Origin of the sequence: Actinospica robiniae DSM 44927, from assembly GCF_000504285.1 — a bacterium.
Lineage (GTDB): Bacteria > Actinomycetota > Actinomycetes > Streptomycetales > Catenulisporaceae > Actinospica > Actinospica robiniae.
Map to the genome: position 1 here is coordinate 4392261 of NZ_KI632511.1, position 19783 is coordinate 4412043.

At 69.7% G+C, this 19783-nt stretch carries 17 protein-coding genes; 8 read left to right on the forward strand and 9 right to left on the reverse strand.

The window, feature by feature from the left end; genetic code table 11:
• Nucleotides 1–132: 132 nt before the first annotated feature.
• Nucleotides 133–2277 carry a glycoside hydrolase family 36 protein gene (locus tag ACTRO_RS18615; RefSeq protein ID WP_051451032.1) on the forward strand — a complete coding sequence of 715 codons (2145 nt, stop codon included), beginning with the start codon at nucleotides 133–135 and terminating at the stop codon, nucleotides 2275–2277.
• Here the strand turns inward: ACTRO_RS18615 and ACTRO_RS18620 are convergent.
• Nucleotides 2264–2725 carry an Lrp/AsnC family transcriptional regulator gene (locus ACTRO_RS18620; protein ID WP_084316371.1) on the reverse strand — a complete coding sequence of 154 codons (462 nt, stop codon included), beginning with the start codon at nucleotides 2723–2725 and terminating at the stop codon, nucleotides 2264–2266. The genes ACTRO_RS18615 and ACTRO_RS18620 overlap by 14 nt on opposite strands.
• 154 nt (nucleotides 2726–2879) lie before the next feature.
• Here ACTRO_RS18620 and ACTRO_RS18625 point away from each other — a divergent pair, with 154 nt between their 5' ends.
• Nucleotides 2880–3317 carry a DUF2000 domain-containing protein gene (locus ACTRO_RS18625; RefSeq protein ID WP_051452430.1) on the forward strand — a complete coding sequence of 146 codons (438 nt, stop codon included), beginning with the start codon at nucleotides 2880–2882 and terminating at the stop codon, nucleotides 3315–3317.
• Nucleotides 3318–3437: 120 nt separating this feature from the next.
• On the opposite strand, the gene ACTRO_RS18630 is transcribed toward ACTRO_RS18625, so the two are convergent.
• Entirely contained in the window at nucleotides 3438–4361 is a 924-nt protein-coding gene (locus ACTRO_RS18630; RefSeq protein WP_051452431.1) for a prephenate dehydratase, read from the reverse strand.
• A 206-nt stretch (nucleotides 4362–4567) separates the two neighbouring features.
• Here ACTRO_RS18630 and ACTRO_RS18635 point away from each other — a divergent pair, with 206 nt between their 5' ends.
• Both ACTRO_RS18635 and ACTRO_RS18640 read left to right on the forward strand, forming a co-directional pair.
• Nucleotides 4568–5581: a TRM11 family methyltransferase gene (locus ACTRO_RS18635; protein WP_034275492.1), complete on the forward strand. Its 1014-nt coding sequence runs from the start codon at nucleotides 4568–4570 to the stop codon at nucleotides 5579–5581.
• Between the two features lie 263 nt (nucleotides 5582–5844).
• Nucleotides 5845–6663, forward strand: a complete 819-nt coding sequence (locus ACTRO_RS18640; protein WP_084316372.1) for a polyprenol monophosphomannose synthase — start codon at nucleotides 5845–5847, stop codon at nucleotides 6661–6663.
• 7 nt (nucleotides 6664–6670) lie between these two features.
• Here the strand turns inward: ACTRO_RS18640 and ACTRO_RS18645 are convergent, their stop codons facing one another.
• Entirely contained in the window at nucleotides 6671–7498 is an 828-nt protein-coding gene (locus ACTRO_RS18645; RefSeq protein WP_211244327.1) for a class I SAM-dependent methyltransferase, read from the reverse strand.
• A gap of 295 nt (nucleotides 7499–7793) precedes the next feature.
• Here ACTRO_RS18645 and ACTRO_RS18650 point away from each other — a divergent pair, with 295 nt between their 5' ends.
• The 3 genes from ACTRO_RS18650 to ACTRO_RS18660 all read left to right on the forward strand — a co-directional run bounded on the left by ACTRO_RS18650 (nucleotide 7794) and on the right by ACTRO_RS18660 (nucleotide 10438).
• Nucleotides 7794–8693, forward strand: coding sequence for an IS982 family transposase (locus ACTRO_RS18650; RefSeq protein ID WP_034263273.1), 900 nt, complete (start codon nucleotides 7794–7796; stop codon nucleotides 8691–8693).
• Nucleotides 8694–8808: 115 nt separating this feature from the next.
• Entirely contained in the window at nucleotides 8809–9339 is a 531-nt protein-coding gene (locus ACTRO_RS18655) for a SigE family RNA polymerase sigma factor (protein ID WP_034275496.1), read from the forward strand.
• Nucleotides 9332–10438, forward strand: coding sequence for a hypothetical protein (locus ACTRO_RS18660; protein ID WP_034264701.1), 1107 nt, complete (start codon nucleotides 9332–9334; stop codon nucleotides 10436–10438). Before ACTRO_RS18655 ends, ACTRO_RS18660 begins: the two co-directional genes overlap by 8 nt.
• A 73-nt stretch (nucleotides 10439–10511) precedes the next feature.
• Here ACTRO_RS18660 and ACTRO_RS18665 read toward each other — a convergent pair whose 3' ends face one another.
• Complete coding sequence (locus ACTRO_RS18665) at nucleotides 10512–10907, reverse strand: PGPGW domain-containing protein (RefSeq protein WP_034264703.1); 396 nt, start codon at nucleotides 10905–10907, stop codon at nucleotides 10512–10514.
• A gap of 20 nt (nucleotides 10908–10927) precedes the next feature.
• Between ACTRO_RS18665 and ACTRO_RS18670 the strand changes: the two genes are divergently transcribed.
• Nucleotides 10928–11974 (forward strand): fructosamine kinase family protein, encoded by a 1047-nt coding sequence (locus ACTRO_RS18670; RefSeq protein ID WP_211244329.1) that lies wholly within the window; start codon nucleotides 10928–10930, stop codon nucleotides 11972–11974.
• On the opposite strand, the gene ACTRO_RS45855 is transcribed toward ACTRO_RS18670, so the two are convergent.
• The 5 genes from ACTRO_RS45855 to ACTRO_RS18695 all read right to left on the reverse strand — a co-directional run bounded on the left by ACTRO_RS45855 (nucleotide 11971) and on the right by ACTRO_RS18695 (nucleotide 19781).
• Nucleotides 11971–12462: a DUF4190 domain-containing protein gene (locus ACTRO_RS45855; RefSeq protein WP_084316373.1), complete on the reverse strand. Its 492-nt coding sequence runs from the start codon at nucleotides 12460–12462 to the stop codon at nucleotides 11971–11973. The two genes, ACTRO_RS18670 and ACTRO_RS45855, sit on opposite strands and share 4 nt — an antisense overlap.
• Nucleotides 12463–12588: 126 nt before the next feature.
• Nucleotides 12589–14499 carry a serine/threonine-protein kinase gene (locus tag ACTRO_RS43535; RefSeq protein ID WP_084316374.1) on the reverse strand — a complete coding sequence of 637 codons (1911 nt, stop codon included), beginning with the start codon at nucleotides 14497–14499 and terminating at the stop codon, nucleotides 12589–12591.
• Between the two features lie 114 nt (nucleotides 14500–14613).
• Nucleotides 14614–15102, reverse strand: a complete 489-nt coding sequence (locus ACTRO_RS18685; RefSeq protein ID WP_034264706.1) for a CYTH domain-containing protein — start codon at nucleotides 15100–15102, stop codon at nucleotides 14614–14616.
• Between the two features lie 99 nt (nucleotides 15103–15201).
• A complete protein-coding gene (locus tag ACTRO_RS18690) occupies nucleotides 15202–18096 on the reverse strand; it encodes a galactose-binding domain-containing protein (RefSeq protein ID WP_051451035.1) in 2895 nt (964 codons plus the stop codon).
• Nucleotides 18097–18167: 71 nt separating this feature from the next.
• Complete coding sequence (locus ACTRO_RS18695) at nucleotides 18168–19781, reverse strand: beta-N-acetylhexosaminidase (RefSeq protein WP_211244330.1); 1614 nt, start codon at nucleotides 19779–19781, stop codon at nucleotides 18168–18170.
• Nucleotides 19782–19783: the final 2 nt, after the last annotated feature.

Genomic DNA, 19783 nt, shown 5'->3' on the forward strand with positions numbered 1-19783 from the left:
CGAGTCTTGGCGCAGTACCACCCGAAAGGAAAGTTACCTGATCATGCCCTATTCGGGCGATGCCCCTACGCTCTGCTCACAGGCGGGCCGGCGCCCGGGAAACGACAGCGACATCGACCGAGAGTGACGGACATGATCATCACTTGTGGGGACACCCTCGAACTGGATCTGCACTGCGCCGAGGGCGAGCCGCCGCGGCTGGTCGCGCTGCGGCACGCGGGCGCGGTCCTGGCCGCCGAGCACGCGGACGCCGGGATCCGCCGGATGCTGCCGCTCACCCACGTCGAGTTCGCCGGGCACACCCGCGACACCAACTCCAAGCGGCACATCGGCAGCGTCGTCGGGGCCCGCCTCGCCTACACCGGGCACCGCTTCATCGAGGCCGATGGCCGGGCCGGGCGGATACTCGAGGTGACCGCCCACGATCCGGTCACCGGCGCGGACGTCGTCACCTGCTTCGAGCACCATCCCGGGATCGCTGCGGTCCGAGCGTGGTCGCGGATCACCGCCGGGGCTGAGGAGTTGGTGCTGCTGCACGCCACCTCCCTGCTCGTGCCCGGCGCGATCCCAGTGGCCGACGGATCGTGGGACGAACGGCTGACCGCGTGGATCGCAGCGAACCCGTGGTGCGGCGAGGGCCGGTGGACGGCGCGGACGCTGGCCGAGCGCGGCCTGCACGCCGTGGCCGAGCCGGACGCGAAGAACCGGCTCTCCGTGGCCAGCACCGGTTCCTGGTCCTCGTCCGAGCACCTGCCGATCGGCGCGCTGGCGGACGAGCGGACCGGCCGCGCCCTGCTCTGGCAGATCGAGCACAACGGCTCGTGGGCGTGGGAGATCGGCGAGCACCACGACTCGGTCTACCTCGGCCTGTCCGGACCCTGCGACGCGGAGAACCAGTGGTCGAAGAAGCTCGGGCCGGGCGAGTCCTTCACCACCGTGCCGGTGACGCTCGCGGCCTCGGCGAACGGGATCGAGGGCGCGGCCGGCGAGCTCACCCGGCACCGGCGCCGGACCAGGCGCCAGCACCCTGATCACGAGAACCTGCCGATCATCTTCAACGACTACATGAACTGCCTGTGGGGCGACCCGAGCACCGAGCGCCTGCTGCCGCTGGTGGACGCGGCGGCCGAGGCCGGGGCCGAGTACTTCGTGGTCGACGCCGGCTGGTACGACGACACCGCCGGCTGGTGGGACAGCGTCGGCGACTGGCTGCCCTCCACCGTCCGGTTCCCCGGCGGCCTGGAGAAGATCATGGACCGGGTGCGCGAGCGCGGCATGAAGCCGGGCATCTGGGTGGAGCCGGAGGTCGTGGGCGTGCGCAGCGCCGCGGCTCGGACGCTGCCGGCGGAGGCCTTCTTCGCCCGGGCCGGCCGCCGGCTCACCGAGCGCGGACGCCACCAGCTCGACCTGCGCGACCCGGCCGCCCGGGCCCACCTCGACGCGGCGGTGGACCGGCTGATCGCGCAGTTCGGCCTGGGCTACTTCAAGTTCGACTACAACATAGAGATCGGTCCGGGCACCGACACCAACGCCGACAGCGCCGGGGACGGCCTGCTCGGCCACAACCGCGCCTACCTCGAGTGGATCAATGCCCTGCTTGACCGGCACCCCGGCCTGGTGGTGGAGAGCTGCGCGTCGGGCGGGCTGCGCACCGACCACGCGATGCTGGCCACGGCGCAGCTGCATTCCGTCAGCGACCAGACGGACTTCCGCAAGATGCCCGCGATCGCCGCGGCCACGCCGCTGGCCGTCAACCCCGAGCAGGCGGCCGTGTGGGCGTATCCGATCCCGGAGAGCACCGACGAGGAGACCGCGTTCACCATGGCCAGCTCGCTGCTGGGCCGGGTCCATCTGAGCGGCAAGCTCGACCAGCTGCGGCCCGAGCAGACCGCCTTGGTACACGAAGCCCTTGCCGCCTACCGCGAAATTCGCCCGCACCTCGGCGGCTCCGTACCGCACTGGCCGCTCGGTCTGCCCCAATGGCGCGACGGCTGGGTGGCGCAGGCACTCGAAGTAGAGGCGGCGCAGGACGAGGCGGCGGCCGGTTACGTGCTCGTCTGGCGCCGGGACGACGAACGTTCGGAAATCGCACTTCCGTTGCCGTGGCTCAAGAACGGCGACGCCGTAGCCGAGGTCGTGTACCCCCGGGCAAGTAAGGCCACGAACACATGGAACGGCGAGTCCGGTGAACTCACCGTCGCGCTGCCGAGCCGTTGGTCCGCGGTCCTCCTGCGCCTGAGCCTCCGCGCGCCGCGCGGCCCGGTCACAGCGGCGTGATCTCGGTCTTGCGCAGGTGCTCGTAGACCAGGGACGTGCGCACGTCCGCCAGCTCCTTGCGGCGGGTCAGCTTGTCCAGCACGAGGGCCTGGAGCTGGTCGGTGTCGCGGACCGCGACGTGGATCAGGAAGTCGTCGCTGCCGCTGACCACGAACACCGAGAGCACCTCGGGCAGCTGCTCGACGTAGGCGCGGAAGCCCGCGATCACCGCCCGGTTGGGCGGGCGGACGCGGGCCGCGATCATCGCCTGCAGCGGGCGGCCCACCGCGGCCAGGTCCACCTGGGCGTGGTAGCCCACGATCATGCCCCGTCGACGCAGCGAGCGGACCCGCTCCAGGCAGGTCGACGGGGCCACGCCGAGCGCCGCGGCCAGGTCCCGGTTGGTGCGCCGCGCGTCATTCTGCAGCAGCGCCAAAAGCTTCGAATCAGTGGCGTCCAATTCGGCCATACGGCCAAGGTATCAGAACGTTGTTCGGTCTCGCCGTGCCCGCATCGGATCATCGGCTACTGTGTGGCCCGAACGCCGCCACCGTTCGGGTATCTCCACGCACCGATCCCCCGCCCGGCCGAAAGCCGCGGCGGAAGTGAACCAGGAGTCTTCCGTGTCGCTGATCGAGAACGTCGCCGCGCCCTTCGACAAGTGCGCGATCGTGGTCGACGGCGAACTGCCCGTCGGGCTGGCGATGAACGCCGCGGCCGTGCTGGCCTTCTCCCTCGGCGACTCCTACGGGCAGGGCGTGCTCGGCACGGACGTAAAGGACCGCGACGGCCAGGTGCACCGGGCCATCACCGCGGCACCCATCCCGATCCTGCGCTCGGACGCCGTCGGCCTCAAGGCCCTGGTGGCCAAGGCCGCCGCGGACCCGGAGCTGTTCATGGTCGACTTCACCGCTGTCGCCCAGGCGGCGCGGGACTACGACGACTACAGCCGGAACATGGGCGGGATGTCCGCCGACGAGCACGTGTACGTCGGCTTGGCCTTGGCCGGTTTCAAGAAAGCGGTCAACAAGCTGACCGGGAGCATGCCGCTCTACCGTTGACGCGGCGGCGGCGAGGCGGTTTCGCCGAACACACCAAGACTGGGCGTCCTACCCGGCCATCGGGCCCTGATGACCGGGTGGGGCGCCTGCTGTGCTCCCGCAGGCTGTGCTGTGCTTCCCTCAGATGCTGGTCACCGTGGCGAGATGCGCCGCGAGATCGCGCTGCGGGGCGGGCACCGAGGCCTGGGCCGTGAGGGCCGACTTGTAGAAGGCGCGCACCGGGTTGGCCCGGTAGACGCCGAGGATCCGGTAGTCCGCGTAGAAGCCGAGTTCCTCGAGCGCGTTGGCGGTCGCGGCCTCGTCCGGGTGGCCCTCGATGTCCGCCAGGAACTGGGTGGCGACGAACTGGCCGGAGATCATGCAGCTCTCCAGCTTCGTCATGTTCACTCCGTTGGTGGCGAACCCGCCGAGCGCCTTGTACAGCGCGGCCGGCGTGTTGCGCACCTTGAACACGAGCGTGGTCACGATCGGCCCGACGCCCGGCGCCGCCCGCAGCTCCTCGCGCGAGAGGATGATGAACCGGGTGGTGTTGTGCGGGTGGTCCTCCAGGCCCTCGCGCACGACCTCGAGCCCGAAGATCTCCCCGGCCAGCCGGGAGGCGATCGCCCCCCGGGTCGGGTCGCCCGCCTGCGCGACCTCCCGCGCCGCGCCGGCCGTGTCCTGGGTCGCCACCGCGCGCAGCCCCAGCGCCGTGAGCGAGTCCCTGCACTGCGCCAGCGCCTGCGGGTGGCTGTAGGCCGCGACCAAGCCCGACGGGTCCGTGCCGGGCAACGCGAGCAGGCAGTGCTGCACCCGCAGGAAGTGCTCGCCGATGATGTTCAGCCGCGACTCCGGCAGCAGGCGGTGGATGTCCGCGACCCGCCCGGCCGTCGAGTTCTCCACCGGGATCATGGCCAGGTCGACCACGCCCTCCTCGAGCGAGGCGAAGCCCTCGTCGAAGGTGTCGTAGGCCACCGCCTCGAACTCCGGGTACACCTCCCGGCACGCGATGTGGGAGTTGGCTCCCGGCTCACCCTGGAACGCGACCCGCTTGCGACCGACCATCGCCACTGCCCGTCTTCCCGTTCGGCGCGCCGCGCCCCGTGGCCCGCCCTCATCGAGGACGGGGCCCTAATAGGCGCAAAAGCTATCGCACCCGCCGCTCGCAAGCCCAGTCAGTACTCGAAGTGTCGTTCGCCGCCGGAGACGGCCGGCCGCCCGGCGGCCGATAGAATCGGAACGTGCACACGCAACGATTCGGCCTTCTGATCATGCCCGCGGCCAACCGCGTCTACGCCGAATCGTCGGCTTCGCTGATGACCGCGGAGCTCGGCGTCTTCAACCAGGCGGTACTCGGCGGGAGTATCGAGGAAGTCGCCGTCGAGACCATCGGCGGGGTCCCCTACCTGACGTTCAACGCCGCGGAGTTGTCCGAACAGGCGGTGCGCTACCTGTCCAACCTCTCGTCCATCTTCGCGCTCTTCCGCCTCGCCGAAGACGGCGGCCTCTACCCCGTGCCGCTGACGAAGCTCGACCGGCTCGACGACGATCTGCTGACCATTCAGAAGTACGCCGGCAAGACGAACGAGCACTTCACCAAGATGCTCCTCAATGCGACGATCATGTCCACGGCTTCGCCCGAGGCGATGATCGAACGGACGCTGCGGGTATTCGACCCGATGTGCGGGCGGGGCACGACTCTCAATCAGGCTTTGATGTACGGCTACGACGCGTTCGGCGTCGATATCGACCACAAGGACTTCGAGGCCTACTCCGGCTTTCTGCGCACCTGGCTGCAGCGGAAGCGGGTCAAGCACACCATCGACGCCGGGCCGGTGCGCCGGGACCGCAAGCTGCTCGGGCACCGCTTCGAGGCAACGCTCGGGCTGAGCCGGGAGGAGTACAAGGCCGGTGAGAAGCGGCAGATCACCCTCGTCAACGCCGACACCCTGGCCTCCGAGGACTTCTTCCCGGCGGCGCGGTTCGACGTCGTCGTCACCGACGCCCCCTACGGGGTCCAGCACGGCAGCCGCAACGCCGGCGGCCTGAGCCGCAGCCCGCTGAGCCTGCTCGAGGACGCGGTGCCGGTGTGGGCCCGGCTGCTGCGCCCGGGCGGGGCGATCGGCATCTCCTGGAACACCTTCGTGGCCGACCGGGAGAAGGCCGTCGAAGTTCTGGCCGGGCACGGCCTCGAGGTGTTCGACGACGGCCCCTACCGCGGTTTCCGCCACCGCGTCGATCAATCGATCATGCGCGACATCATCATCGCCCGCAAACCCCTTTGATGAAGACCGGCTTCGGCCCTTTCACCATGCCATACGCCGTTTCCGCGGGCCTTTCTTTATCGGCGGCCGCCGCGGCCCCGGGCGGCGCCGCCGTCCCTTCCGCTCGGATATTCCGGCCGAATCCGGTGACACGTACGGCCGTGTGGCCAAAGGAGCAGGCGGTCAGCTAGCCTGGGGCCCGTGAGTCAGGACACTGCCCATGACCTGCCGTGTACGACCCTCACTCATCGTTAAAGACGGTAAATTCTTGGGAGCCCACCGGCATGAACAGTGCGTCCATCGCGGGTTCGGAAGCCGCTGCGGCGGCCGTGGCGCGGGAGGCCGTCGAACTGCCCGAGCCGTGGGCGGGCGAGCCGATCGCCGTCGTCGTACCCACGTACAACGAGGTGCGCAACGTCCCGCCGCTGGCTGAACGCGTCTTCGCGCTGAAACTCCCCAATCTGCGCCTGATCATCGTCGACGACAACTCCCCAGACGGCACCGGGGACGTGGCGGAGGACATCGCGGCCCAGGCCAACGCGGATCGGCCGGGCAGCATGACGGTGGTGCACCGCCAGGTCAAGGACGGCATAGGCCGGGCGCACATCGCCGGCATGAAGGCGGCGCTCGAGCGGGGCGACCGCTACGTGGTGCAGATGGACGGCGATCTGAGCCACCCGCCGGAGTTCATCCCGGAGTTCCTCGGCACCATGCTCGCCACCCGGGCCGGGCTGGTCATCGGCAGCCGGTACGTCCCGAGCGGCTCGCTCTCGGCGAACTGGGGCCTGCACCGGCGCATGCTCAGCCGCGGCGGCACGATGTACGTCAACTCGATCCTGCACACCCGGATCTCGGACACCACCGGCGGCTTCAAGCTCTGGCGCGCGGACGTGCTCGAGGCGATCGACCTCGACGCCGTCCAGAGCTCGGGGTTCAGCTTCCAGATCGAGATGAACTACCGCGCGCAGCGCAAGGGGTTCAAGATCGTCGAGGTGCCGATCCACTTCGACGAGCGGTTCAGCGGGTCGAGCAAGATCAGCCTCGCGATCCAGCTGGAGGGCCTGCGCGTGCCGCTGGCGCTCCGCTTCAACAAGAAGATCTGAGCGGCCCTCAGCCCGCCGCGCGCGGACGTTCCGCGACGGCGACGCGGCCGGACCGCAGCGACGTCCGCAGCCGCACCGACCCGCCGACGGAACGCGCGATGCCGAGCAGGTCGTCGTCGGACACCATCTGCAGACCGTTCTGCCCGAGCGCGACGGCCATCCGGTTCGGCTTCCACAGGGAGCGCCACGGTTCGCCGGAAGTGGCCGAGCTGCCGATGACGCGGGTGAGCAGGCGTCCCGCGGCCGCCTTCGCAGAAGGCGCCTGGTAGTTGAGGATCAGGGAGCTGCCCGGGGCGGACCGGCGTACCAGTGCCACCAGCGTGGCCTGCATCTCGGCGCGGGTGAGGTACGGGACGACGCCCTCCCACAGCCAGGTCGTCGGCGCGGAGGGGTCGTGTCCGGCGCTGTCGAGTGCTTCGCCGAGGTCGTCGAGGGCGAAGTCGACCGGCGCGAACCGCACCGAGCGCGCGGCAGAGGGCAGCTCCTCGGCCGCGTCGCCGCTCGCGTCCAGACGCCGGGCCTCCTGCGCGGCCTCGGCCAGACGCGCGCGCTTGTCCTGCTGGGACGCCGGATGATCGACCTCCCACACATCCGTGCGCTCGAGCCCGGCCAGCCGCCAGGCCCGCGTGTCCAGTCCGGCGCCCAGGATCACCAGCTGGCCGGTCGCGCGGGCGCGCAGGGCCTCGTCGATCGCGATCGTGCGCGGCACGACGATCTCGGCGCAGGCGCGCACGCTCTCGTACGAGGCCCGCGCCTGCCAGCCCTTCGGCGCCGCACCGGCCCGCACCTCCTCGACCGCCGTACGCTCGGCGACCCGCAGCAGCCGGGCCGCCACCGGGTCCGAGAACCGGCCCGCGCCGCCGTCGTTCCGTCCGCGGCCGCCCGCCCCTGGCAGACCAGCACCGCCGTCCGACTCGCCGCACGTTCCCCGTTCGCCATGGTGTTCATTGAACACGGCCGTGCGGACCGAGCGCAAAAGATCTTCGGAACCTCGGATCCGAGGTGTGCGTGTCTAGATGACTGATCGGGTTTCATTGCGTGGGGGTGGCGAACCCGTCGATCTGCTGTGAACGATCACGAAGGGTGTCCAGGCTGGATAGCGAATAACCAATCTCACCTGGGAGTTCGCTATGCACATCGACCTGGACACCCTTCTGACTGCACTCTACGTGGCGCTGACCGACTGCATCATGCCTTCGCTGGAATCCGCCCCCGACCGCCCCGGTCGACCGCCGGAGGTTACCGACGCCGAGGTCGTGTGTATCGCCGTAGCCCAAGCCCATCTGCGCTTCAACGACGAGCGCCACTGGATCCGCTCGGCCCCGAAGCTGATCGGGCACCTGTTTCCCAGGCTCTTGTCTCAATCGCAGTACAACGTGAGACTGCGCGCCGTGGGCCCGCTGATGCAGCACACGGTGTTCTACCTCGCGACCGCGTGCCCCTCCAGTCAGGACGTGGTCCGTCTGATCGACGGGACCAAGGTGATCTGCGGAACCTCGCGCACGACGGTGCGCTGCTCGAACCTGTTCGGATACGCCGGCTACGGCTACGACAAGTCCCACAGTGTGTACTTCTGGGGCTGCAAACTCCTCCTCGAGGTCACCGCTGACGGCCTGGTCACCGGGTTCGTCCTGGTCAACCCGAAACTCATCGACGAGCGCCGGGCCGTGCTCCTGATGCAGGAACAGCCATACACGACGATGCCCCACGCCACCACGGCCGTGGGCGACAAGGGGTTTCGCAGCAAACCCTTCGAAGCGGAACTCCTCGATCAAGGCGTCGTCCTGGTGCGCCCGGCGATGCGCAACGAGACAGATCCGGGGGTGTTTCCCAAGTGGTTTCGCAACCGGGTCGAATCCGTCATCGACACCCTCAAGGGTCAACTCGGCATCGAGCATCCAGGAGCACATGAACCGTCCGGACTGTTCGCCCGCGTAGTCCAGCGCATCCTGGCCCTGAACGCCGCCGTCTGGCACAACTGGAGCACCGGCGCGCACGTCAAGCGCTCCCTGATCGCCTACGACCACTAACCAACGACCCGACCAGCCAAAACGCTCGCGCCACCCCCGCGCAATGAAACCCGATCAGTCATCTAGTCGATGTGGGGCGCAGCGGGCAGCTCCAGGATCGACGGAGGGGGTGAACGTGCGCGACAGCGTCCTGTTCGATGAGTTCTACACGGCGTCGGTGCGGCGCATCTCAGGCTACGTCTATGCCATGACCGGCGACGCGGCCGAGACCGAGGACGTGGTTCAGGAGGCTTACGGACGGGCTTGGCAGCACTGGGAGCAGGTGAGCGGGTACGCGAATCCGGAGGCGTGGCTGCGCACGGTCGCCTACCGGATCCGGATCAGCCGGTGGCGCCGGGCCGCAGCCGGGTTCAAGGCGCATCGCCGGCACGGGGCGGCTCAGGACCTGCCGGAACTCAGCGTCGACTACGTCGCGCTCATCGCGGCTCTGCGGGCGATACCCGCGAACCAGTGCCGCGCCATCGTCCTGTACTACCTGGTGGGTCTGAGCATCGAAGAGATCGCGCAGGAGACGGGCGTGGCCGCCGGCACGGTCAAGTCGCAGCTCTCGCGCGCCCGAACCCGGTTGGCGGTCCTGCTCACCGATTCCGACGGCCGGCCGGGCCAACCGCAGTTCTTCGCAAAGGAGGCGTCGAGCCGTGCCTGAGTACTTCGCCATCCAACTGCGCGACGGCACCGGACAGGTAGCCGAGTCCTTCGCTTTTCCGACGGCCTCCGAGGTGCGCGGCCACGGCGATCGGCAAGCTCGGCGGCGCCGGATCGCGACCGTGTCGGCGACCATGTCCGCCGTGCTCCTGATCAGCGGCGTCGCCTTCGGCGTCACCCGCCGGGCTCCCGCACCCGCGAGCCTGCCGAATGCCGCGGCTGCGTCGAGCGGGCCGCAGAGCACCGGGACGACGCCGGCGGCGACCGGAGAATCGGTCGGCGTTCGCTTGATCCCGCCGGCGCAATACGCCGCGGGGACCGCAAACAAGATCGAGCTGACGATCGACAACCCGGGCACGGCCCGACCGGTCATCGTCGAGTTCAAGTCCCCCCAGACGAAGTCGGTGTACTGGGTCGAACCCTGCGACAACAGTTCGAACTTCAGTTGCGACGCCGCCGCGTACGCCGACAATCCGCTGAAGAAGCCCAAGAATTTCCTGTCCTCGACGCCGGGCGTCACCGCGTTCAACCTCGCTCTGCCGGCCGGGATCAGCACCTACACCGCGTGGGTGGACCCTCCTGCCGGGGTGAGCTCGTACACGGTGCTCGTGCTCGAGGGCTCCACGGTGCTCGGCCAAACCTCGTCCGGCCCGATCAGCCGCGGGTTCCCGACCTTGAGCGTCGTCGGCCGCAGCACGATGACGGTCGTGCGGGGTGGATCCGCCGTCGAGTTCGACACGAAGCTCACCGACGATACTTCGGGCTCTTATATCCTCCTACCCTCCTTCACCAGCCTGTCCTGCATGGCCGGCCAGAGCCCGGTGACACTACCGCAGGGCTCCTACACGCTCCAGTGGTACACGGGCGCGAGCTGGGCAGCGGTCGGAGAGCCTCGGATGAACGGACAGTTCTCCTATGAGATCAAGCCGAGAGAGGCGACTACCGACCGCTTCCGGCTGGCGCTCGAGAACTCGCTGCCGGCCGACGTGACGAGCTGCCGGGTGACCCAGGTGGTCAGCTCCACCAGCACCCCCACCCCGCCTTTCTACGTGGCCTCCGACTCGACGGCGCAGACCGCCGTGAACTTCGACGTCAAGTGAGCGACCGGAGCCGATGAGGGCTCAGGCCGACGTGCGGGGGCCGCCATGCTCCGCACGTCGGCCTTCGGAGCTCTCACTCCGACCGGCCGGGCCCGTGCACCTGCCGATAGCTGTAGGCCAACAGGGCGAACAGGATGACCCCGGAGGCGAGCAGCGACCCTCCCACCGACCAGCCTCGGAAGGGCACCTCGGCGACGACTCCCCAGACGACGCCGGCGGCGATGAGTCCGGCGCCCACCACGATCGAGCCGGCCAGCCGCCACGGCGAGCGCACGCTGTCCTCGGCCACCTGGGCGGCACGCGCCCGCAACGGTGCGAGGAACCGCTCCAGCCGGGGAAACGCCTTCGCCAGGATGGCCAGGCCGGCCACCACCAGGATCAGCCCGGGGCCGGGCAGCACCAGCAGGGCGACTCCGATCAGCAGCAGCGCGCCGCCGAGCACCGTATACGCGACACGCTTGACGCCCATGCGGATCACCTGCCCGTAAGGTGCTGAAAATCTACCTCGCACCAATTTGCCACATTTCTGATCCCTTTCGCGGCCGGGCCGGGCGCGGACACGCCGCTGCGGCCGAGGTCGCGGCCGGCTCCGGCTTCTGCTTGGCTGGTGCCATGTCCGATGATCGGGTTCTGATGAAGCGGCTGCGCGCGGCCGGGTTCGCCGCCTCCTCCGTGCGGACGGCGAGCGGCGGAGCGGTCGCCCTCGCCGGTCTGGCCACGCTGGAGGACGGTAGCAGGGTCTTCGCGAAGACGTTGCGCGATCTCGACCCGGAGGCGTTCGAGCTCTTCGAGGTCGAGGCCGCCGGTCTGACGCAGCTGCGTGAGGCGGGCGGGGTGAGCACACCGCCGATCCGGCTGGCCTCGGCGGAACTGTTGGTGCTGGAGGAGATGCAGCCGCGCCCGGACGGCGAAGCGTTCTGGGAGCGGCTCGGACACATGCTCGCGGCGCTGCACACGACGACGGTCTCCGACCGGTTCGGTTGGCACCGCGAGGGCTGGCTTGGCCGGATGCGCCAGGAGAACGCGTGGACGGACGACGGTCACGAGTTCTTCGCACATCGCAGAATCCTGCGGTGGCTGCCGGAGCCGCTGGCCGAGTCGGCGTTCGATGCAGACGACCGGCACGCTATCGAGGCGCTGTGCGCCGCACTGCCGGATCTGATACCGGCGCGGCCGCCGTCGCTCACCCACGGGGATCTGTGGAGTGAGAACATCCTCGCCACTCCCGACGGCGCACCGGTCCTCATCGATCCGGCGACGTCCTACACCTGGCCCGAGGTCGATCTCAGCATGCTGTGGTGCTCGCCCAGGCCGCCGGCATCCGAGCGGTTCTTCGCCGCCTACCGCGAGGCCGCGCCGCTCGACGACGGCTGGGAGGCCCGGATGCCGGTGCTGTACCTGCGCGAACTGCTCAGCGCGATCGCGCACGGCGACGACAGCTGGGGCGCCGTCGGGTACGTGCGCGAGGTCATCGCGCCGTTCCGACGTCGCCCCGCGCCCGCACGGTCGAACCCGCGGAAAGCTTCCGGGCGTTAGGCCGGCAGCCCCAGCAGTCCCGGCAGCCAGCTCCCGGCGATCCAGCTCGAGGGCGTCGTCACGACATCGGGCATGTCGTTCGAAACCGAGGCGACGACGACCACCACGAGAACGATGTAGAGCACGATGAGCACGGTGAACACCGCGCCCACCACGAGGCCGGCGATCGCCAGGCCCCGGCCCTCCTGCGGCATCCGCTTGAGCTGCTTGAGCGCGATGATGCCGAAGATGAAGCCCAGCGGCGCGAACACGAACGCGAAGACGAGGGACAGGATCGACATCGTGTTCGTGCCCTGCGGCGGGTAGCCGGGGTAGCCGTAAGGCGGGGCGTACGGGCCGTAGCCGGGGCCGTAGCCTCCCGGCGGCGGGGGCGGCGGCGCGTAGTAGCCGCCCTGTGGGCCCGGGCCCGGCTGGCCGAACTGCCCGCCTTGGCCCTGACTCTGACCCGTTTGCGCCCCTTGTAGCGGGTCCGATGGTGGAACGGTCATGAATGAAACCCCCCTGACAGCTGTCCGAATGACGCCCTCATCGTACATATCCAGGCGCCCGACGCAAGCCGCGCGCGTCCGCGACCGTCATCGCAGGTGCGCAGGTCTGAAATGCCGGCACTGACGTCAGCTGCAGTGGCTCCAGCCGCTCGTCCAGGACGAGGTCTTGTACGTGCCACCCCACTCTACGCAGGAGCTCGGGGCATGTTCCGTCACCGGGCCCGCGTAGTAGGTCCAGTTGCCCGCATCGCTCGCCGAGTTGCCGTTCTTGACGCTGAGCGTGGCGTTCATGAACACCGTTCCGCTCACCCGCGTCGCCAGCGTCACGACGCAGTTGTAGCCGGTCGATTCGTTGTAGAGCAGGTAGATCGTCGCGCCGCTGAGAGCGTGGTGATCGATCGTGGTGAAGCCGCTGCCGCAGGCTTCGGTCGGCGTGTACTTGTTCGGCGTGCTCGCGGGCGTCGTCGCGACGATCGTGGGCTTGGCGCTCGTCTGCTGGGCCGGTGGGGCACCGGTGGTCGCGGCAGCGCCGCTGGAGGTAGCGGCGACGCCACCGGCGGCCGAGGTCGTGCCGCCGCTCGGGCTCTTGCCCGCTTTGGCGGTGGCCGAGCCGGAGGCGGCCGGGGATGACGCGAGGAGCGACGCATGGGGCACGGCAGTCGAAGTCGCTTCGGTCGATGTGGCTCGGGACACACCGAGGACCCCGCCCTCGTTCGAAGTCTGTGCGGCGTCGCCCGAGTTGCCCGAGCTGTTGCCCAACAGTTCGAACGCTGTCAGACCCAGCGCCAGCACCGCCACGACGGAGGCCGTCGCGGCGAGTACTCCGCGCTTGCGCTTCTCACGTGCCTCAACGGGCCTGCCGGCGGCGGCCGACGGCGTGTAGACGGTCGGTATACCGTCAGCGGCGGGGATCGGCGGGAGGGAATACGGGGCCTGCTGCTGACCGGCATGCTCGGGCGGCATCGGACTCGCCATGGAAACGGCGGCGGGCGTGGCATCCAGCCCGAAGGTGGGTGTGAGCGCGGGAGTCGCGGCGGCGGCGTGGTCGAACGGCAGGTTGTCCGGCAGGGTGCGACCGGCGGCCTGGGCCCGCTCCCAGATCCCGGCGGACAAGGCCTCCGGCCAGACCGAGTCGGGCGCGGGGCTCCACGCGCCCGCGTTCGCCGCGTTCTCGGCGAGGGCGACCACCCCGGCGGCGTTCGGGCGTTGCAGCGGATCCTTGGACAGGCAGCGCAGGATCAGCTCCCGCAAGGCGGGGTCGAGGACGTCGAGCGGCGCCGTTTCCGGCTCCTCGTAGACGATCCGGAACAGCACCTCGGCCGTGCCGCCCACGCCGTACGGCAGGCTAGCGGTGGCGGCGAGGTAGAGCAGGGCGCCGAGAGAGAAGACATCGGAGGCCGGGGAGACCACGCCGGACTTCGCCTGTTCGGGCGCCATGTAGCCGGGCGTCCCGAGGCTCATTCCGGTGGCAGTGAGCTGACTCAGGTCCGCGGCGTGAGCGACGCCGAAGTCGATGATCTTCGCGCCGGTGGTGGCGAGGATGACGTTGGCGGGCTTGACATCGCGGTGCACGAGGCCGGTCTGGTGCACGGCGGTCAGCGCGTGGCCGAGGTCGTGGGCCAGTCGCCAGACCGCTGGCTGCGGCAGCGGATGATCGGCGGCCACCGCGCCGGCGAGGGCGATACCGGGCACGAACTCCGTCGCCATCCACGGTTGCTGCGCGTCCGGCTCGCCGTGCAGGAGAGCGGCGGCGTACGGGGTGCGGACCCGGCCGACCGCCTCGAGCTCGCGCGCGAAGCGTCGCCGGAACTCCAGGTCGTCCGCCAGATCCGGCCGGATGACCTTGACCGCGGCCCAGGCGTTCGCGTCCGCGGACCCGTGCGCGGAACCCAGGTAGACCCGGCCCATGCCGCCGTTGCCGAGCAGCGCGTGGATCCGATAGCGGCCGACCATCATAGGATCCTGCGGTCCTAGCGGCCGCCCGCCCAGCACCGCGAGATCGCCGTTCGCATCCCATGCCCCCGCTGCCTGCGCCATCGATCCGCCTCCGCTCCCGTGACCATCAGCAGGTGCGTGATCCTATCGCACCACATACTGCCGGGTACGGGCTTGTCCACCGGGCTGGGAGAGCCCTGAGACGGGAATCGCCCCTCATGACCCGAGATCGGCCGCGTCGATCTCGCGCAGACCCTGGTGGGCCAGTCGGTGGTTGCGGTAGCGGAGATCCTCGGTGATCTCACGGCCGCACCAGGCCGGCGGGACGAAAGCCTCTGCGACGCCGATGCCGGGAAACTCAGCCTCGGCGATCACCAGGCCGGCATGCTCGCCCTCGAACACATCCACCTCAAGGACTTGATCATTCAAGGTGAGCGTGTGGCGGGTCTTGACGATCCGAGCGCCGTCCGTGAGCGGCCACAGCGCCCGGTAGACGTCATCGGAGATCTGCTGCTCGGCTTCCTGGCGCACGAGCCCGGCACCGGATTTGACGGTCAACCAGTACGTGCCGCCCTTGCTACGGACCCGGATCTCGACGCCTTCCGCGTTAAGCGGGAGGTATCCCTGGCTGGTGCGCACGGGCTCGCTCAGCTGCTTCGGCCAGTCGCCGGCGACGAGGAAGCGTCGCTCGATTTCGGTACCCATGCGTCGAATCCTAGCCTCTGGTGCTCATGACCGGATATCGCAGGAATCGATGAAGGCGGCGGACCGGCCCGAGGTGGGCCGGTCCGCCGTGGCATCCGGTCAGCTCCCGTAGACCGAGAAGGTGTAGAGGGAGTAGCCGTATCCGGTGGCGCGGCTGGTGCCGTACATCCGGATGTAGCGGCCGGAGCCGGACAGGCCGGTCAGGTCCTGCGTGCCGCCGGCGCCGCTGGTGGTGGTGTAGATCGTGGTCCAGGTCGAGCCGTCGTTCGAGACCTGGATCTGGAACGCCGTGCCGTAAGCGGCCTCCCACGCCAGCTTGACCTCGTTGACCGTGTGCGGGGCGCCGAGGTCGACCTCCAGCCACTGCGGATCCGCGTACGCGCTGGACCAGCGGGTGCTCGGGTTGCCGTCGGTGGCGAGGTTGCCGGTGAAACTCGTGCCGGACTCGACCGAGGACGCCGTCGTGGTCTTGTTCAGGGCCAGGTCCAGCGGTGAGACGGTCCACGAGAACGCGGTGGTCCCGGAGGCTCCGGTGCCGTCCGTGGCGGTCACGGTCACGTTCGAGCTGCCCGCGGCCGTCGGCGTGCCGGTGATCTGGCCGGTCGAGGCGTTGAGCGCCAGGCCCGCCGGGAGCCCGCTCGCGCGGTAGGCCAGGCTTTGGCTGAGGGCTGAGTCGGTGGCGTTGATCTGAAGGGGGCTGATCGCGGTGCCGGCCATCGAGCTCTGCGACCCCGGGTTCGTCACCGCGACCGTGTTCGAAGCGGTGCCGGACGCGGCGGTGAACGTCAGCGTCTGGGCCGCCGTCGGCCGGACGTCGCCGGAGGAGCCGGTGTTGTCCCAGGCGCGCTGAGGCGCGGTCGCCGCCGAGGACGTGCCCGAGGTGAGGCTGAGCGCGAGCCCGCTGTACCGGTTGACCAGCCGGTAGGTGCCGGTCGGGGTCGAGGAGCCGCTGCTCGCCAGCGAGCTGACCATCTGCTGGATCTCCCACTCCTGGCCCACGGTCGGGCTGGAGCCGAGAGCGCCGGGCGTGACCGGCGCGTCGAAAGCGCGGCCGGCGTTGCTGGTCGAGTCCACCCCGAGCGCCTGGCCGGTTGAGGCGTTGGTGATGGTGAAGAAGCCGTCGCCGGTAGGGGTGAAGTTCCACTGCTGCGCGGCGGTGCTCGCGCTGCCGCTGGCGGTGGTCAGGCTGCTGCCGTTCTGCTCGACGAACAGTCCGTTCCCGGCGGCGATCCGATAAGAGACGCCGCTGGCCACCGGCTCGGCGGGAAGCTGCGCGGAGGAGGTGGGGGCGATGGTGACGTTGACGTACTCACCGTTGTAGGTCGAGCAGTAGTACGCGCAGTACGAGCGGAAGGTGCGGCCAAGCAGGCTGGAGCTGGTCATGTTCGCCGAGTCGAGGAACCAGCGATACCAGGCGGCGTTGTCCTCGCTGGAGACCAGGCCCATGTCAGCCCACTGCTCGGTGGCGAGATCCTTCGTGGCGTAGAAGTGCAGCGGGGTGAGGGTTCCGGCGTCCTGAGCGACCGTGTTCTGCGGCGTGCCGATGTACTCGCCGAGGTACGCGTCGTACGCGACGTTCATGACGGCCAGCTGCGAGTTGTCCGGCATGGTGCCGGCCGCGACCTGGCTTTCCACGGTGCCGGTCGTGCTCGGCGAATAGTCGCTGGAGGGTGAGAGGTAGCCCTGGCCACCGCCGTCGGACGGGATGATGTCGCTCTCGGCGCCGCCCACACCGGCCTGGCTCCACGAGCCGTCGTACCACTTCTCCCAGGAACCGGTCGCCATCTTGTCGGCGATCGGGGCGCGTGCGACGTGCTGGAGCCACACCGCGGTGCCACCCGACTTGTCCAGCGTCCGGGAGGCGTAGAAGACGTAGAAGTAGCCGGAGGCGTAGTCGACGAAGAGGCGCGGGTCGCCGTCGCCGTAGTAGTACGAGGAGTTCGGGAAGGCCGTCGTGTTCTCGCGCGCCGTGCTGAACGGCGAGGTGACCGCGTGGCCGGTGATGGTCCAGGTGTGGCCCTGGTCGGTGGAGACGGCGTAGTCGATGGCATCGAAGTGCAGGCCGTCGCCGAAGGGCTGCGGGGTGAACTCGTTGTGCACCAGGCCGTACCAGTTTCCGGTGTCCGGATCGACCCAGATCCCGGTCAGGTCGCAGTAGTTCGCTTCGGCGTAGCTGGAACCGGCCGGAGCGTCGGTCGCGGTCAGGCCGGTCGGGCTGTTGTCGCAACGCGCGGTGGTGTTGGCGTTGCTGTCGCTGGAGTCGTTCGGATCGACGGCGTTGTCGAGAGTGCTGTCGGCGGTCGCCGTGTCGAAGCCGGAACCGGTGTAGAAGTCCCAGGCACGGCTGTCGGTGGCGCCGTAGAGCGAGTGCGAGGACTGATAGTAGAACTGGCCGTTCTGGGCTATGAACGGGCTCGACGGGGTGTCGTCGATGTTCGAGAACTGCACCGCGTTGCCGGCGCTGAGGGTGTACTGCGCGGCCGGCGCCGCCGCTGCGGCCCAATCCTCGTCCGCCTGGGACGGATCGCAGGCGGCCAGGCCGATCCGCGCGTTGTTCGTGATGGAGCTGCCTTGCACGGCCAGGCACTTGCCGGATTTCGCGGCGTAGATCGTGCCGTCGGGCAGGTGGTCGAACTGCAGCTCCGGGGCGCCGGAGCAGGTGTAGAGCTCGATCAGCGCGCCGGTGGCGTTCGAGCCCGAGGTCACGTCGAGGCACATGCCGAAGACGGTGACTTCGCCGTCGGACTGCCAGGTCCACTGCTGCGCGGTCGAGCCGTTGCAGGTGAATACCTGGATCGTATTGCCGTTCTGGGTGCCGAAATCGGCGTCGTCCAGGCAGAGCCCGCCGATGGTGACGGTGCCGGGCCCGGTCGCGGCGGTCGCCGGCGGCGACGAGAGCGCGGTGATGGATGCGGCGAGCGTGGCGGTGAGAGCGGTGGTGAGGGCGAGACGACGGAGGGGCCTCGTCGCCCTGGTCGTCCGAGTGGAATGCATCGCGATCCTTTCGGTGTGCGAACGGGTTGGCGCGGGGTGGAGCGCAGTGCCGGGCCTTGCGGCCCCTCGGTTCAGCTCTTGATGCCGGCTACGAGCGAGTCGATGAACTCGGCCCACTCGGCCCGGGTCGCGGGCTGGCCCGCGATGCCGGGTCGCCGCTGCCAGGGCCGCGGTCCCTGAGCCCGCCGGTACTCGACGCCGAGCGCGTCGAGCCGGGGCAGGTGCTGCGCGAGCCGCCGGGAGAACTCTGCGAAGTCGCGTCCGCCCTCGCTCCACAGCGCCTCGGCCAGCGCGCACAGCCGCGGGTAGGCGAAGTAGTCGACGGTGCGCGGCGAGTCCATGTGCTCGGTCCAGATGTTGGCCTGACCGCCCAGGATTCGCGCGGCCTCGGCGCCGGTCAGCTCCTCCGGCACCGGGTCGAAGGCATAAACGTCCTCGACGGTGACTGGGACACCCACCGGTATCGGCTCCTCGGCGAGCTCGGACTGCCGGTAGTCGAGGTAGACCTGGTCGTCCGGGCAGGCGACCACGTCATAGCCGCGCCGCGCGGCCGTGCGGGCCCCGGTCATCCCGCGCCACGACGCGATGACGGTCCCGCCGGGCACTTCGCCTTCGAGCAGTTCGTCCCAGCCGAAGACGCGGCGGCCACGACTCGTCACGTGACGTCCGAGTTCGCCGAGGATCCAGCCCTGCAGGCCCTCTTCGCCGTCGAGGCCGCGCTCCCGGATGAGCTGCTGCGTACGCGGATCCGCGCGCCAGCCGTCCTTGGGGCACTCGTCGCCGCCCAGGCCTATATAAGGGGACGGAAACAGCTCCATGACTTCGTCGAGCACATCCCGGAAGAAGTCGATCGTCGATTCCTCGGCGTTGATCAGATGCGTGCTGATCCCCCAGCGGGTGCGCACGCGCGAGTCGCGTCCGATGTCGGTGCCGAGCTCCGGATACGCGGCGATGGCAGCCTCGCTGTGGCCGGGCAGGTCGATCTCGGGTACCACGACGATGTGGCGTTCGGCCGCGTACGCAACGATTTCGCGGATGTCCTGCCGGGTGTAGCAACCGCCGTGCGGACGGCCGTCGCCCGGCGAGTCCGGCGCGGCGCCGAGCTGGGATTCCCTGCGCCAGGAACCGATCTCGGCCAGCTTCGGGTAGCGCTGGATCTCGATGCGCCAGCCCTGGTCGTCGGTCAGGTGCAGATGCAGGGTATTGAGACGGTGCACGGCCATCAGGTCGATGAACCGCAGCACATCCCGGGTGGGCATGAAGTGCCGGGCCACATCCAGCATCACGCCGCGCCAGCGGAACCGCGGCGCGTCCTCGATCAGCACGGCGGGCACGCGCCAGTCGGCGTCGCTGACCAGGGCGCGCCGGTAGATCGCGGGCGGCAGGAGTTGGCGCACCGCCTGGCAGCCGTAGAACGCGCCCGCCGCGTCGCCCCCGGTGACGGTGATCCGCTCCGGCTCCACCTCGAGCCGGTAGGCCTCCGCGCCGAGCACGGGGTCCACCTGCAGCCGGATCGAACCGCCGCCGGCCGTGATCGGCAGCGGCAGCCCCGTCGCGGGCCGCAGCGCGCCCTGGAGCCAGTGCGCGAGGCCGGCGAGCGGCGGCTGCGCGGTGAGCGAGGTGGACGGGTCGAAGGTGAATGCGCCGGTGCCCGTCCGGGATCGGGCGGGACGGGGAAGCAGCATGT

What these genes read in the sequence shown, in the direction of transcription:
- ACTRO_RS18615 (WP_051451032.1), top strand. Translation starts at nt 133, where the DNA reads ATGATCATCACTTGTGGGGACACCCTCGAACTGGATCTGCACTGCGCC.
- ACTRO_RS18620 (WP_084316371.1), bottom strand. Translation starts at nt 2,725, where the DNA reads ATGGCCGAATTGGACGCCACTGATTCGAAGCTTTTGGCGCTGCTGCAG.
- ACTRO_RS18630 (WP_051452431.1), bottom strand. Translation starts at nt 4,361, where the DNA reads ATGGTCGGTCGCAAGCGGGTCGCGTTCCAGGGTGAGCCGGGAGCCAAC.
- ACTRO_RS18635 (WP_034275492.1), top strand. Translation starts at nt 4,568, where the DNA reads ATGCCCGCGGCCAACCGCGTCTACGCCGAATCGTCGGCTTCGCTGATG.
- ACTRO_RS18640 (WP_084316372.1), top strand. Translation starts at nt 5,845, where the DNA reads ATGAACAGTGCGTCCATCGCGGGTTCGGAAGCCGCTGCGGCGGCCGTG.
- ACTRO_RS18650 (WP_034263273.1), top strand. Translation starts at nt 7,794, where the DNA reads ATGCACATCGACCTGGACACCCTTCTGACTGCACTCTACGTGGCGCTG.
- ACTRO_RS18665 (WP_034264703.1), bottom strand. Translation starts at nt 10,907, where the DNA reads ATGGGCGTCAAGCGTGTCGCGTATACGGTGCTCGGCGGCGCGCTGCTG.
- ACTRO_RS45855 (WP_084316373.1), bottom strand. Translation starts at nt 12,462, where the DNA reads ATGACCGTTCCACCATCGGACCCGCTACAAGGGGCGCAAACGGGTCAG.
- ACTRO_RS43535 (WP_084316374.1), bottom strand. Translation starts at nt 14,499, where the DNA reads ATGGCGCAGGCAGCGGGGGCATGGGATGCGAACGGCGATCTCGCGGTG.
- ACTRO_RS18685 (WP_034264706.1), bottom strand. Translation starts at nt 15,102, where the DNA reads ATGGGTACCGAAATCGAGCGACGCTTCCTCGTCGCCGGCGACTGGCCG.
- ACTRO_RS18690 (WP_051451035.1), bottom strand. Translation starts at nt 18,096, where the DNA reads ATGCATTCCACTCGGACGACCAGGGCGACGAGGCCCCTCCGTCGTCTC.
- ACTRO_RS18695 (WP_211244330.1), bottom strand. Translation starts at nt 19,781, where the DNA reads ATGCTGCTTCCCCGTCCCGCCCGATCCCGGACGGGCACCGGCGCATTC.